Annotated in this window: 18 protein-coding genes; 8 read left to right on the top strand and 10 right to left on the bottom strand. The window is 44.1% G+C overall.

The window, feature by feature from the left end:
- A partial coding sequence (locus tag PN470_RS22290) for a helix-turn-helix domain-containing protein (protein WP_190357389.1) occupies positions 1 to 57 on the bottom strand: 57 nt, incomplete at its 3' end.
- A 129-nt stretch (positions 58 to 186) separates the two neighbouring features.
- Here PN470_RS22290 and PN470_RS00470 point away from each other — a divergent pair.
- Complete coding sequence (locus tag PN470_RS00470; RefSeq protein WP_002753442.1) at positions 187 to 405, top strand: hypothetical protein; 219 nt, start codon at positions 187 to 189, stop codon at positions 403 to 405.
- A complete protein-coding gene (locus PN470_RS00475) occupies positions 398 to 790 on the top strand; it encodes an aspartyl protease family protein (protein ID WP_079209787.1) in 393 nt (130 codons plus the stop codon). Before PN470_RS00470 ends, PN470_RS00475 begins: the two co-directional genes overlap by 8 nt.
- Positions 791 to 1,000: 210 nt before the next feature.
- Here the strand turns inward: PN470_RS00475 and PN470_RS00480 are convergent, their stop codons facing one another.
- The 3 genes from PN470_RS00480 to PN470_RS00490 form a co-directional block, all read right to left on the bottom strand.
- On the bottom strand, positions 1,001 to 1,213 hold the full coding sequence (locus tag PN470_RS00480) for a type II toxin-antitoxin system HicA family toxin (protein WP_002791471.1): 213 nt from the start codon (positions 1,211 to 1,213) through the stop codon (positions 1,001 to 1,003).
- Between the two features lie 2 nt (positions 1,214 to 1,215).
- A complete protein-coding gene (locus tag PN470_RS00485) occupies positions 1,216 to 1,413 on the bottom strand; it encodes a type II toxin-antitoxin system HicB family antitoxin (RefSeq protein ID WP_002738180.1) in 198 nt (65 codons plus the stop codon).
- A gap of 362 nt (positions 1,414 to 1,775) precedes the next feature.
- On the bottom strand, positions 1,776 to 3,149 hold the full coding sequence (locus PN470_RS00490; RefSeq protein WP_272103333.1) for a flavin monoamine oxidase family protein: 1,374 nt from the start codon (positions 3,147 to 3,149) through the stop codon (positions 1,776 to 1,778).
- A 160-nt stretch (positions 3,150 to 3,309) separates the two neighbouring features.
- On the opposite strand from PN470_RS00490, the gene PN470_RS00495 reads away from it, so the two are divergent.
- Genes PN470_RS00495 through PN470_RS00505 form a run of 3 tightly spaced genes read left to right on the top strand, consistent with a single transcriptional unit; the run spans position 3,310 to position 3,927 of the window.
- Positions 3,310 to 3,507: a hypothetical protein gene (locus PN470_RS00495; RefSeq protein ID WP_103112286.1), complete on the top strand. Its 198-nt coding sequence runs from the start codon at positions 3,310 to 3,312 to the stop codon at positions 3,505 to 3,507.
- On the top strand, positions 3,444 to 3,773 hold the full coding sequence (locus PN470_RS00500; RefSeq protein ID WP_272103343.1) for a site-specific integrase: 330 nt from the start codon (positions 3,444 to 3,446) through the stop codon (positions 3,771 to 3,773). Before PN470_RS00495 ends, PN470_RS00500 begins: the two co-directional genes overlap by 64 nt.
- A complete protein-coding gene (locus PN470_RS00505; RefSeq protein WP_016515549.1) occupies positions 3,685 to 3,927 on the top strand; it encodes a hypothetical protein in 243 nt (80 codons plus the stop codon). The genes PN470_RS00500 and PN470_RS00505 overlap by 89 nt, the downstream gene beginning before the upstream one ends.
- Positions 3,928 to 3,930: 3 nt before the next feature.
- Here the strand turns inward: PN470_RS00505 and PN470_RS00510 are convergent, their stop codons facing one another.
- Entirely contained in the window at positions 3,931 to 4,785 is an 855-nt protein-coding gene (locus PN470_RS00510) for a universal stress protein (protein ID WP_008201218.1), read from the bottom strand.
- Positions 4,786 to 5,286: 501 nt separating this feature from the next.
- Between PN470_RS00510 and PN470_RS00515 the strand changes: the two genes are divergently transcribed.
- The gene (locus tag PN470_RS00515) at positions 5,287 to 6,264 is read left to right on the top strand and encodes an alpha/beta fold hydrolase (protein ID WP_271935133.1); all 978 of its coding nucleotides are present in this window, start codon (positions 5,287 to 5,289) and stop codon (positions 6,262 to 6,264) included.
- 385 nt (positions 6,265 to 6,649) lie between these two features.
- Here the strand turns inward: PN470_RS00515 and PN470_RS00520 are convergent, their stop codons facing one another.
- Positions 6,650 to 7,288 carry a hypothetical protein gene (locus PN470_RS00520; RefSeq protein ID WP_272103337.1) on the bottom strand — a complete coding sequence of 213 codons (639 nt, stop codon included), beginning with the start codon at positions 7,286 to 7,288 and terminating at the stop codon, positions 6,650 to 6,652.
- A gap of 102 nt (positions 7,289 to 7,390) precedes the next feature.
- On the opposite strand from PN470_RS00520, the gene mnmA reads away from it, so the two are divergent.
- Positions 7,391 to 8,449: a tRNA 2-thiouridine(34) synthase MnmA gene (gene mnmA, locus PN470_RS00525; RefSeq protein WP_272103339.1), complete on the top strand. Its 1,059-nt coding sequence runs from the start codon at positions 7,391 to 7,393 to the stop codon at positions 8,447 to 8,449.
- Positions 8,450 to 8,538: 89 nt separating this feature from the next.
- On the opposite strand, the gene PN470_RS00530 is transcribed toward mnmA, so the two are convergent.
- The 4 genes from PN470_RS00530 to PN470_RS00545 form a co-directional block, all read right to left on the bottom strand.
- Positions 8,539 to 9,291: a phycobilisome rod-core linker polypeptide gene (locus PN470_RS00530; RefSeq protein ID WP_016515545.1), complete on the bottom strand. Its 753-nt coding sequence runs from the start codon at positions 9,289 to 9,291 to the stop codon at positions 8,539 to 8,541.
- Between the two features lie 428 nt (positions 9,292 to 9,719).
- Positions 9,720 to 10,301 carry a phycobiliprotein lyase gene (locus PN470_RS00535; protein ID WP_024969812.1) on the bottom strand — a complete coding sequence of 194 codons (582 nt, stop codon included), beginning with the start codon at positions 10,299 to 10,301 and terminating at the stop codon, positions 9,720 to 9,722.
- A 75-nt stretch (positions 10,302 to 10,376) separates the two neighbouring features.
- Positions 10,377 to 11,300 carry a restriction endonuclease gene (locus PN470_RS00540; RefSeq protein WP_272103341.1) on the bottom strand — a complete coding sequence of 308 codons (924 nt, stop codon included), beginning with the start codon at positions 11,298 to 11,300 and terminating at the stop codon, positions 10,377 to 10,379.
- Between the two features lie 295 nt (positions 11,301 to 11,595).
- Positions 11,596 to 12,024 (bottom strand): ATP-dependent zinc protease family protein, encoded by a 429-nt coding sequence (locus tag PN470_RS00545; protein ID WP_002737273.1) that lies wholly within the window; start codon positions 12,022 to 12,024, stop codon positions 11,596 to 11,598.
- Between the two features lie 436 nt (positions 12,025 to 12,460).
- Here PN470_RS00545 and PN470_RS00550 point away from each other — a divergent pair, with 436 nt between their 5' ends.
- Positions 12,461 to 13,258 carry a glutathione S-transferase gene (locus PN470_RS00550; RefSeq protein WP_271935141.1) on the top strand — a complete coding sequence of 266 codons (798 nt, stop codon included), beginning with the start codon at positions 12,461 to 12,463 and terminating at the stop codon, positions 13,256 to 13,258.
- Positions 13,259 to 13,289: the final 31 nt, after the last annotated feature.

Below are 13,289 nucleotides of genomic sequence, written 5' to 3' on the forward strand. Positions count from 1 at the left end.
CAATAGCGACTCTTGTTCGGGTGTGGGGTAAAATCGGTAAGAATAGGCTTTTTCCATACCTCACATTTTAGCATATATTTCGTAAATGTGCTAATATTTAACAGTAAAGCCGTCGTAGAACGACGGGGTTTCAGACCCAAAATTTTCGATGATCAATTTATTCTCGCATATCTAGAAGTTTAAGCCATGTCACTCACTGAGTTAATTCTTCTGGTCAACAATCTGAGCCAGACAGACAAATTATCACTCTTCAAACTCCTAGCTGCACAAATCCCGGATGCTGAACTACAGGTTATCTTTTCCGCATCAGAGTATCCGATTTGGTCGCCCTACGATGCCACGGAAGCCGCCAATATTCTGATGCATATGATTCAGGATGACCGAGAGGCATCTACCCATGCCTAGTACAGTCGAATTTCCCCTTTCCGACGATGAAGCATTACCCACGATTCCCATCACTCTGAGTCATGCAGGCCTTTCTGTTTCTGCGAATGCCCTGCTGGATACCGGATCTACGGTCAATCTATTACCTTACGACATCGGGCTGCAATTGGGTGCAATTTGGGAGGAACAAACTGTCCGCTTGCCATTGGCCGGAAATCTTGCAAGGGTTGAAGCACGAGGGTTATTTGTGTATGTTCAAATTGGGAATTTGGAACCTGTTCGTCTAGCCTTTGCTTGGGCAAAAACCTCTCAGATACCCTTAATTCTTGGGCAAACGAACTTTTTTCGAGAATTTGATGTCTGTTTTCAACGATCGCGATGCACGATCGAAATTATCCGCTTCTAATAAGGGTCGATGTGTTTTGGGTGGGATCGCGCTTTTGGTTAGTGTTGATAGAGAAAAGCAATGCTGGGTTTCCTGCCGTCAACCCAGCCTACGGCGATCAGCGATCGCACTAAAACTAATTGTCAAATCGTGATGAGTTTGTTGGGTTGACGCAAGGAAGCCCAACCTACGGGCGAGGCGATCTGCTACGCAGTGCCTTTGGCATCGCACTCATAATAGTTTACGAAATTCTGCGACTGTCAAACCAGCATCTTGAACAATTCCACCCATTGTAAATGCCTTAATTGGATTGTGCCTTGGAAGAGCAACTTGACGCACCCCATCACTCAAGATGATATGTTTGCCTTGGCGAATGATCCGAAAGCCTACCTTCTCCAAGGCTCGTACTGCATCTAGGTGATTTACGCCAGGAATTCTAGGCATAGTTACACCTGCATTTCAATTTCACGAATTTCCCCATCTTGCAAGCGTTCTTCTAAGGCTGCAAGATACTCACGAATTGCATCTTGGATATTGGTTAATGCCTCTTCCTCAGTATCTCCCTCGGACCAACAACCGGGGAGCGCAGGAACGCCAACAGTAATTCCTTCTTCAGAACGATAAAGGACAATTTTGTATTTCATCATAAGTTCCTTCTAGATAGCACTCCATTTTAGCTTGATAGAATTATGGATGTGGGATCAAATTGTAGCAACAGCGGAACCTCACAGCAAACTTGATATGGTTGGGTTTCCTTGCGTCAACCGTTCGGCAAAAGCTCACGGCCGAAGTTCAACCTACAGGCTACTCTAGGCTATTTATTCCCCTAGAAACGAATCGCACCGTTACATTTCATTAACGCACCCTACAAGATCGGCGTGCTGCTACGCAGTGCCTTTGGCATCGCACTTCTAACGTTGCCCATCACCCGCCGCAGATACCTTTTGCATTATCCCGATCGACTCTTGGCGGTCGGCGTGCATGGGCGTTGTTGGGCAAAACCAGATTATATTTCCAGGATTTCTTGGGCTGCACGCAAACCAGATAAATATGCACCATGAGCAGTCCCAAAATAGTCCTCATTAGATGCTTCGCCCGCGAAAAACACGGACTTTTCGAGTGGTGCAGCAAGTTCTTGGCGCATCTTGGGCACTGCACCAACAGGATTATAGGAATATGAACCCAACGAAAACGGATCGCTTGCCCAACGAGTAATTTGATAGTCAATAGGCTCGGGGATACTGACTCCATAGATCGTCCTTAAGGTTTGCATGGCACTCGCCACGATTTGTTCATCCGCCCATGTTTCAATCGCTCTTCCCCGATCGGCAGCATTAAATCCTAGCAATATGGGCATATTGGCTGCTCGATTGAAGCTCACCCACTCTGTCCACTCCCCATGACTTGCCGAAATATACTCTAACCAATCAACATCAGCAGACCAAAAAACATCAGGAAATCGAAGATAGCATTTATTCAGGGTACCCATGCCCAGTTTGGCGATCGCAGTCTGCTTGTCCTGGGGTAATTCGGGGGTGAAACGCACCTTTCCAGCCTGCAAAACTCCTAGCGGCAGAGTGACGATAACATGATCGGCTAGAAACTCGGTGTTTTGTGTAATCACCCGAATGGGCGATTGGTGCCATTGAATTTCTTTTACCACCTGACCTAGTTCGATCCGTAACCCCTGGCCTAGAAACTCTGGAATAACTCTAAATCCTTGAACGAACAAGTCATCATTACCATTAAATTTTTTATCACTGTCATACCAATGAGCGGAGAGTCTTTCAGCACTTCCCGAATACTCATGTTCAATCTCACCACTCAGAATAAAGTTGATGAAGCGGTATGACTCTGAAGATTTGTCAAATTGACGGATCAACGGTTCAATCGCTTGTCGAAGCGAAATATCTGGATCTTCGTTCTGAGCCTTCTTCAGCTCCCCAAATACTTTATTCCTAGTTTTTTCTAAGCGAACCTCTTCTGCGTTAGAGAGTAGTTGCCCAGAGGTATTATATGTTACTGCCCTGTCGTAACTCGTTGTTAGCCGTTTCGCATTGATTTGGTCAGCCAAATCCGTTAACGGATTGCCCTCAGTTCCATGTATCCAGGTGGCTCCAAAATCCAAGGGCATATCAGTCCACTTAGAACTCGTCCAAATTCGCCCACCGATTCGATCGCGAGCTTCAACAACAACAACTTCATTCCCTTGCCTATGCAATTCCTGTGCAGCAGCAAGACCAGACAACCCAGCACCAATCACCACAACACGCTTCTTACTGGATGTTGCTATATCTCCTTGCGATTTTTCACTACAGGCGCTATGGGCAGATCCCATCAGCGTTAAACCAAATATCTTCAGAAAATTTCGCCTATACATGAATGACCTCAACCACACAAGCCACTGCCCAACTATATATTATGCGGAAATTTTCCGTATATCACGCTAAATACGCACTTTTTAAAGAATCTTTCCGTATATTACGCTCAAATAGAGCGATCGCAAGAAGTTTTCCGTATAATATTACGATAAGCGTGTTATGCCGATTAGCTTACTCTGTGATGAACCCTCCCCCACCCCGAAAACCCCTAGACGTAGAGCGAGAGACGATCCGCCCTACCGCATTACTCCTACCGCACCGAACAAACATATCTGGACTGGATTAAGCGTTATCTGCTCTTCCATCAGAAAAAACATCCTCGTGAAATGGGGGGTGAAGAAATTAGAGCCTTTTTGAGCCATCTTGCCGTTGATAAAAACGTTGCCGTCGCCACCCAAAACCAAGCCCTCAACGCCATCCTTTTCCTTTATCGAGAAGTTCTGAAAATTGAACTGGGTAATATCGGTGCATATTTACGGGCAAAACGCTCCAAACGTCTGCCCACCGTCCTCACCAAAAAAGTAAAAATGGCTGATGATTTTAGCGATCGCACAACAAACTGCGATCGCTGCCCAGGTAATTCTCAACCCACCAAAGTTAGGATTGCTCATCCAAGAAATTGAATCTCTTGAGAAGCAATTACTGAGTTTGCGGGTTGAGAGTCGAAGTTATCCCTTAAATGAGCTAATCGCCTTTAGCTCGGCTTTTATGACGATGAAAGCCATTGCCAGCAACTTAAATCAAATGAGTCAAGACTTACCTGCCTACACCCAATAGGGGCTAAATCCCTTCTTTTCTGGCTAAAAGGACGGGACAATTGACATTAACCCGCACATAATCCGAGAGGGAAGTACCGAGAAGGCGATCGAGATCTGGTAAACTCTTAGCCACGGAAGGACGGCGATCGGGCGAACCCAACAGTAAGAGATCCACATTATAATCATCGACGAGTTTACAGAGTTGTTCTCCCGGTTTACCCCCCGTCACCACGCAGCGATAGGGTATATTCATCCGTTTCGCTTTTGCCACTGCCGGCCCTATAATCGGGTTTTCTTCCATTTCTTTGGGGGAAGTGGGGGCAAATTCCGGTTTTAAGTCGGGGTTGACGCGGGCCAGAATTAACTCTGCTGAAGGATAATCCCGCAGGAGATAAATAGCCAGATCGAGAGCTAAATCAGCCGAGCTAGACTTATCGAGAGCTACCATCACCTTTTTGATTTTTTTGACGTAAATATCGTCTTTTACCAATAACATCGGGTGATTAGTCAGTTGAAAGACGTATTGACTGACGGAATTTTCTAGAATTGCCTCCAGTCGCTTTAGTCCTCGGGAACCCATCAGGATCAAATCAGCGCCGATTTCATCGGCAACTTGACAGACGGTATCTTTGGGATCTCCTTGACGCAGAATCGTGGAGACTTTGCTCGGTTCAATTTTGACTTCTTGCAGGATTTTAGTCAGCATTTGGGTCCCTTCTTCCCATTTACTGGCCAGAGCTTCGGTGGTAATCTGAGGGGGAACAACCCGGAGAATGGTAATCGACGCTTTCCGGATAGCGGGGAGATCCATCAATGCTTGTAGCATTTCTTGGGTTTGACCTGCGCCGGAATCAGCGTATAGTATTTTCTCTAGCATAAGATTAAACTCGGTCTATGATCTTAATGGTTTTCGCCAATTTTCAGCATACTGCTAATGTTGTTCTCGAAATTTAACAACTTATTAAGCGCTTTTTCTTAGGTAAATGCGATGCCGAAGGCACTGCGTAGCAGCTCGCACTTGAGGGGATTTTAAGTATTTATGCTCAATTGACTAGAAATACTTGGCTCAAAATCATCGTGTCAAGCGTTCATTTGTATTATATTTTGGCTGCAATACTGGCGCTCTCTTTTAATCACTGCTGCTGCTCACCATTGGCTCTCCCAGGTTTGGTGGGTAAAATGTATTCTAAAATACATTTCTCAAGAGCGAGGGGGTGGAACGAACCACAAAGACACAAAGGACACAAAGATCGATCGATCCTATGTCAATTAAACTTATCACACAGAACCTAGAAGAGCCCACCATTTAATTGATGATTATTCATGGTTAATTCTCCAGCAACCAAGAGAATTTTTTATTTTTACAAGAGGTGTAGTTATGTCTTTATCAATTCGAGTAATTCTCCTAGTAGCGACGACAGTTTATCAGGCGATATCTGTTTGGTTAGAAGAACAAAAAGCACCGCCGGGTAATTTGATTAATCTGGGTAAATATCGCCTACATTTTTGTCTAGCGGGAGAGGCTAGTCCCACTATTATTATTGACCATAGTTTAGGGGGAATTGAGGGATATTTTTTGCTAGAAGAATTGTCACAATTAGCTAGGGTTTGTATTTATGATCGAGCGGGTTATGGTTGGAGCGATTCTAGTCCTTATCCCCGGACTAGCTACCAAATTGTTCAGGAATTAGATAAATTACTAACCCAAGCACAAATAGAACCGCCTTATATTTTAATTGGTGATTCTTTTGGCAGTTATAATGTTCGACTGTATGCTCATCTGTTCCCAGAAAAAGTAGTAGGTTTGGTACTCACCGATGGTTTACACGAGAAAGGAATGCTGAAAATGTCGCCAGCATTAAAGGCATTAAAATTATTTTTCATCTCTGGATTTTTGATGTCGATTATTGGCTCAATTTTAGGCATTATAAGAGTTATGAGAGTTCTGGGAGTTTTTGAATTATTAAAACCAGAATTGCGTCGCTTTTCCCCAGATTCTTGTCATCGAGTTAAGCGTTCTTTCTGTCGCGCTAAACACTGGATGACGATGAGTAGAGAAATGCTTAATCTCGACCAAAGCGCTCGTCAGGTAAGTGAGGCTAACAATTTCGGTAATTTACCGATAGTTAGTATTAAAGCTAATTCTTTTTTTAAACCTTCCCTTTGGACTCGGTTTATTCCCCTTAAAAGTGCCAACCGACTCCGGGAGGAGATGCACCTGGAATTAGGCAAGTTATCCGGAGATTTTCTGCAAATACAAGCAGATAAAAGTAGTCATTTTGTCTGGATGGATCAACCGGATGTGATCATCGATGCGGTCAGAATTTTGCTTGACAAAATTAACTCTATGTGCTAAGTAAGTAGTTGGACAAAAGTAAAGTTAACTGTGGGGTAAGGAGTCAGTAGCCGGTTGTCAGGAGCCGGTCGTCAGTAAGAATTGCGGCAATTTACATTTCTTAAGATAGACAACAGAATTTATGTCCGACTACTTAATAGGGTAAAATTAACTTTTTGGTTAGGATAGGCAAGAGGCAAGAGATTCGATCGAGATTAGCTGAAATTCTAGAGAATTATTGCATAATTAGGGTTTGCTGAATAAATCTAAAAACCTTGTTGGATAAAAATTTTAGACTTTTTTGATATCAAAAAGTGTCAGCCATTGGAGTGAACGGGGGGGAATAAAACCCCACACCCTACACCCCACACCCTACACCCCACCAACAGACTTTTTGCCGCATACCCTAATTATTGAGGGTAATAATCTGAGCGCTAAAACCCTGTTTAGTTAAATCTTGTACCCGTTGTTTAGCTTGGTATTGTTGCTGAAATAACCCCACTTGAATAACATTTTCTCCCGCGCGGATAAATGCGAGGGGTTCAATTTCTTGAATTTTTGCCAACGCTTCTGTACTATTACTCTGAACTTCAACCCGAAAGAGTTGATTAGCGGCAATAACCCGCTGCTGTGGTGCGGGGGGTTTATTGGCGCGATTTTGAGGTCTGGGTGCTGGTGGATTGACAGTTTGACGATTATGATTATTAACCACCGTAGCATCGGCGGGCCGCACGGTAGCGGGAGCTTGAAAAACGTATTCTCTCAGGGGTTGATTACCGGAAACTGGGTCCGCCACCGGGGGGCGAACTGATGGAGAATTAACGAGGGGTAAATTTAAGGGTGAACATTGGGAACAATTAACAGCACTGGGACTGTCTGAACGTTTAGTTGGTTGTCTCACCGCCGGCGGTGGGGGCAAACGACGACCGGGATAAAGATTCTGGGCAAAAGATAAGTTTGCTTTTAGCAGCAGCGTTCCTTGAGCGATTATCCCGACTTTTAACCAAAATAGAGCCGAGAAAAACAGTAGGTTTGTTCTCATCATGCTGGTTTGTCCTCACACGAAATTTGGGTACACCATGTCCAAATTTTAAAGTAGGAGATGCTAGTCTAGAAAGTATATTGGTTAAAAATCATTACAAGATTTATGGGAAAAGTTGTTGTCGGTCTATCAGGGGGAGTAGATAGCTCTGTTGCCGCTGCCGCCTTACACGCTCAAGGTTATGATGTTATTGGCTTGACCCTGTGGTTAATGAAGGGTAAAGGTCAATGCTGCTCCGAGGGAATGGTAGATGCGGCCTTTATTTGTGAGCAGTTGGGGGTTCCCCATCATATCGTCGATAGTCGCGAGCTTTTCCAAAAAGAAATTATTGATTATCTAGTTTCCGGTTACGAAGCGGGAATCACACCGCTGCCCTGTTCTCAGTGCAATAAAGCGGTAAAATTTAGCCCGATGCTGCATTATGCCAGGGAAACCTTGCAAACGGACACTATTGCCACTGGTCACTACGCTAGAATTCGTTTTTCTCCTGAAAATAACCGTTATCAACTGCTGCGCGCCGTCGATAAAAATAAAGATCAATCCTATTTTCTCTATGATCTAACTCAAGATGTACTGCGTGGGACTTTATTTCCCTTGGGAGAACAAACCAAGGCAGAAACCCGCAGAATTGCCCAGGAATTTGGCTTAAAAACGGCAGATAAACCCGATAGTCAGGATTTGTGCTTGATTGAAGCTCACGGAACGATGCGATCGTTCTTGGATAAGTATATCGCTGTTAGTGAGGGCGATATCGTCGATCTCGATGGCAAAGTTTTGGGTAAACATAGCGGTATCCATCATTATACGATCGGACAACGCAAAGGCATCGGCATCGCCGCCGCCGAACCCCTCTATGTGGTAAAACTCGATCCCGTCATGAATCGGGTTATCGTCGGTAATCGCGAAAGTGCCGTTAGTGCCGCTTGTCTTGTCGGAAGGATGAACTGGGTTTCTATTGCTGAACCCACCACCCCTATCCGCGCTCAAGTACAGGTACGTTATCGTTCTCCGGCCGTTCCCGTCAATGTTATTCCCCTAGAAAATGAGCAAGTGAAACTGGTTTTTGATGAACCACAATTTAGTATCACTCCGGGCCAGGCAGCCGTGATTTATGAAGGGGAAATCGTCCTCGGTGGGGGGATTATCTCAGGAGCCACCCCATAGGGAGAGCCACCAATTCACAAAATAACCTGATTATGGTTCGCGGGTCATTCTGCCAATTAGGGACTCTCCCCAGCAGATTTAGCTAAAAATTAACGACGGGGTACAGAAGCCTCGATGTTAATATTCATAGCGGAGACTCTTGGTACAGGATTGCCTTTGGCGCTACCGAGACCCCGGGCCATAGCCAAGAAGCTGGAAGGATCGCCAGCTTTGGGTTTTTGCTCTTGGGGAACATAGCGACGGACAGCATTCTGCCAAACGATTTGGGGGAAGCCCAAAATACCACGATAGTAGCCATCGTAGCGAGGCGAGGTGATGTTGAATGGACGTTCACCGATGTCGCGGCTGGCTAGGGTGCGACGACGTTGGTAGGGAACGGTATCATAACCAAAGCTTTGCAGATACTCGTCACTGTTGAGAAGTTGATCAACAAAACCTTGAATACCTTTGGTGGCAACGACAATCGACCAAGCAATTTTTTCTCTTTCGCTATAGACATCGCGACCGAGAACTCTTTGTACTACCTGTTCGACAAAGCGATAGTTGCTGTTTTTCTCGTAGAAGCTGTTATAGAAGGTTTTCGATAACAGTAAACCACGAATGAAATCCCGCACCGATAATTGTCCATTGCGTAATTGGGATTCGAGGAAGGGTTCCCGATCCCATTTGAAGGCATGGAAGAAAATCTGACGGTAAGCGGCTTCGATTAAATCGTCCAGGTCGGTAGGGGAGAGGACATTTTCTGTCGTGTAAACTTTCGGTTTTTCGTCTCCACCGACATCATAACCAGCTACCCGCACGTTTTGGGACTTGGGGGCGTAATTTAAAAGAGGAATGGCCAAGGGTAAACCTCCGTATCCTTAGAAATGCTTAAAAAACTTTCCTCCTAATGATAAGGGAGTAGGTGCCAACTAGAAAAGAAATATTAAAAATTCTTACAATTGTTAAGAAAACTTGCCTACCATCCGGGGTGTTGGGGAGCGCCGGAGCAGGGAGCGCCGGAGCAGGGAGAGGGGAGAAAAAAGGGCGTTGTCAGATCAGAATAGGAAAGATGCCATGCAATCCTTGCTATCAAAGTAATTTCAGTTCCAAGCTGATTCGGATCATCTTTCAATTTGACAACGCCGAAAAAAGCGTTCGACTGATAACTGATAACTGATAAGTAGGTAGGCGTTAAAAGTTGTCAGACACCCCCCTTATCAAGGGGGGCAGGGGGGATCGAACCTAAAATCCATTTTTAATTTAATTATAACCAGCTACTTAACTGAATTTACCAGCCACTAATCGAATAGGATGATGGTTCGGGGGAATCACTAGAGACTGACTCCGATGACTGATTGCGGGATTCAGCACAAAAAGTGGCCGTATTAAAACCGCCAAAACGTTGAACTGTGCTAGTGCGGAGACGTAAATCGGCATCGGCAAACCAAAAACGCTCGATCGAGGTCATAGTTTCGTATTCTGTAATTAAGACTAAACCTTCCTGTTCATCAATGTGATAACGGCCCGCCACGGGAATGATTTCCGCATAACCTCGCTCCCGCAGGAGAACACCAGCTTGGGGATTATCTTCATCGGGAATTAGCGCAAAAACGGTGGTTCCTTGATGATTTTCGTCTTCTTTGTCCCACTGCATCGAACCATCCCAACTGACAAAGGCACCCCCCACAGTCTTAGCGGGATCGACTTCGTGCATTTCACAAATAGCGATAATTTTCGGGTTATCGGCGCTTAAAGCTTCCACATAAATCTCGGAATCGCCAGTTTCTGCGCGTCGAAAGGGTAAATGATGGGTGGTGCGCTGAGATTTCCACTGTCCCGCACTTTTCTGAAAAAAGGTCATCCCGTCCATAGTTTTTATCCTCTATTTTTTCCATCTATTTTAACGCCATCGTCGTTTTCTGTAACCCTTGTCCCCCTCTCTCTCTCATTCATCCCCAAAATAATCATGATCAATTCTCTTGATTTCATAGATTTCTTTTGTCGATACACCTAAGTTATAATCAATCATCAATTGACCTAATTCTTCCCCATCAATCAGCACTATTTTTATCTCATTTCTGGGGGCATATTCTAAAGCCTCTTGGGTAAAATAGGAAGTGGTGATAAAAATACCTTTTTTGGCTCCTTGTCCCGCTAATGCCCCGACAAATTTCTGGATTTCTGGACAACCAACGGCATTATTATCAGCCCATCTTTTGGCTTGAATATAGATTATATCTAAACCGAGTCTATCTTCTTTTATTATCCCATCAATCCCTTGATACCCGCTCTTACCCACTGCTTTACCTGCATCTCTAATCGAGCCACCATAACCCATTTTTACCAGTAATTCTACTACTAATTTTTCAAAATCATCTGGGGATAATTTTCGCAGAATAGAAAGTAAGTCTGTTGCTAATGCTTGACGAATTTCTTGATAGGAGTTTTCTAGTAATTCCTCGGGATTTTGTTCTTGATCAGAAGTTGATAAATTGCTTTCAAGAGTAATAGTTTCATTTTGCTTATTGACTCGATTGAATTCTTGAAATTCGGGAAACTGTCTTAGAAATTTGGCATCAATTCGAGCAGGATTTTGAGATAAGATTTCTTTTCCTTTCTCGGAAATTACAAAAGTTGCCCTTTGGGGTGAGTCAATTAATCCCGCTTTCTTTAAATAGGTTTTTGCCCAACCGACTCGATTAGAAAAAATTTCTTGTTGTCCACTGGGAAGCATTTCTTTTCTTTCCGCTTCTGTGACTTGAAACTCTCTGACCAAGGCTTCAATAATTTCTCGATATTTATAAACTTTGCCATCTGCAAGTATTTTTAATAGGGGCAACATAATCGATTGAAAATCGGGAATAGGCATAGTTCAGATGAAAAGCGGGGGCAGTCATCATAATCATACAGCAACAAGCTCCAAGAATTTAGATAGATAATAATACACCTGAAATTATTAAGAATGTCGAGAGGCATTCCTCAAGAATCTGAGAGAGAATCAATATTATGGGCATCTAATACTAAATCTTGTTTAAAAGGTATAGGAGATCGGGAAGTAGTGGAGCCTTTTTAGTAAACAGTAAACAGAAAACAGTGAACTAAAAACTCACATCTGATAACTGATAACTGATAACTGATTCAAAACTGACGGCTTTAAATATAACTTAACTCAGTAAAAAAGACCTATTCGGATGGACAAGAAAGCCTTTTTTTAGGGCCTCTCGTCCTAATAACATCCGAAACCCCATGACATCGCGATTAGTCAAGGTTAATTCGATCGGCCATTGACGACCGCCAAGTAATACACTTGTTCTGATAACAGGACGGAGTTGACTTTGACCACCGGAATTTTTTACCTGTCGCCATTCGAGGATTTCTGCGGTGGTGGTGACAGTGTGGTGACTATCTTTTTGGTAGGGATGAACTTGAAAGCGCAGCCAATTGCGATCGCCATCTCGAAAAGGATGCAGATGAAAAGCGTGTAGGGCCGAGGAGCGAGCGCCTGTATCAATCTTGGCCTTAATTTTGGTAATGCCTAAATCGGGTAAATCGAGCCATTCTCGCCAACCGACGATCACTCGATCGAGGGTCATTTTTTTGTCTCTCGTCTAGAATATTCATTAATGTAGCAGAATTCTTAATTTCCTCCCTCTAAAAGTTTACAGATTGAATTTGAGCGACTACAATTAGACCATTCAAACTCCTGGGTGTGGTATGAATTTAAAACATCTGCTTCTTCGTTACTTGGTATGGTTCGATAGGGGGGCATAAATCGACTAAATCCTTATCTGGCAAGAGACTTAATTGATGAGTTCGCTCTAGATAAAAAACAATTGACAAAAGTTGGGGTAATGTCTGTTTCTATAAGGGTTTCATCTCTTATAACCCCCGTCCATTGCATAACACAAACCGAAGAACCACAAATGTTTGAGTAAAATCGGAGTAAAGTCTTTAGGTTTAGGCGATTGATGCCCGATAGGGTTAGAGTAATCAGGGAGAAACTGATTTATCGAGAGGCTATATTATCCTATGCTAGAACTCTACCAATTTGAATTATCTGCCTATTGTGAGAAAGTCCGTCTCATCCTCGACTATAAAGGTCTTGCCTATAAAAAAAGGGACGTGGTGCCAGGGGTGGGACAATTGGAATTATTCCGTCTTTCCGGACAGCGCCAGGTCCCGGTCCTCAAGGATGGTGACACTTATATCGCTGACTCGACGGAGATTGCTTTTTATCTCGATCGCAAGTATCCTGAAAAACCAATTATCCCTACAGATCCCCTCCAACGGGGTCAATGTTTATTAATCGAAGAATGGGCCGATGAATCCCTGGGATTAAAAGGAAGAACCGCTTTTCTCGGCGCTTTTGCCCAAAATCAAAACTTTCGTACCGCCTTTTTACCCCGGGAAACTCCCGATTTTATGCGCTTGTTGCTGGGTTCCTTGCCGGGGGAATTAATTGATATTTTTGGGACGGGTGTAGGTCTGGGAAAAGATGCTATCAATACGGCTAAAAAAGGGCTACAACAGGACTTAGAGGCTTTAAACCTCATTTTAGCCAATCGTCCCTATTTAGTCGGGGATCAGCCCACTTTAGCCGATTTAGCTGTGGCGGGATTAAGTGTACTGCTTAAGTTTCCCCAGGGTTCCTATCTCAACTTACCCCCGGAATTGCAAGGCAAGGGGATTCCGGGGTTAGCTGATAATAGCGCCTACGAGGGCTTTTTTGTCTGGCGTGATCGTCTTTATAGTCAATACCGTCAAACTATTACCCCGGGGAGTTCCACCCCTCCCATCGATTCCCCCAACTCTATCCAGATCGAATAGCAGAGCTTGACTAGGGTGGTGGGGTGTGGGG

Source organism: Microcystis sp. CS-574 (assembly GCF_028329095.1).
GTDB classification, from domain to species: Bacteria; Cyanobacteriota; Cyanobacteriia; order Cyanobacteriales; family Microcystaceae; genus Microcystis; species Microcystis ichthyoblabe_A.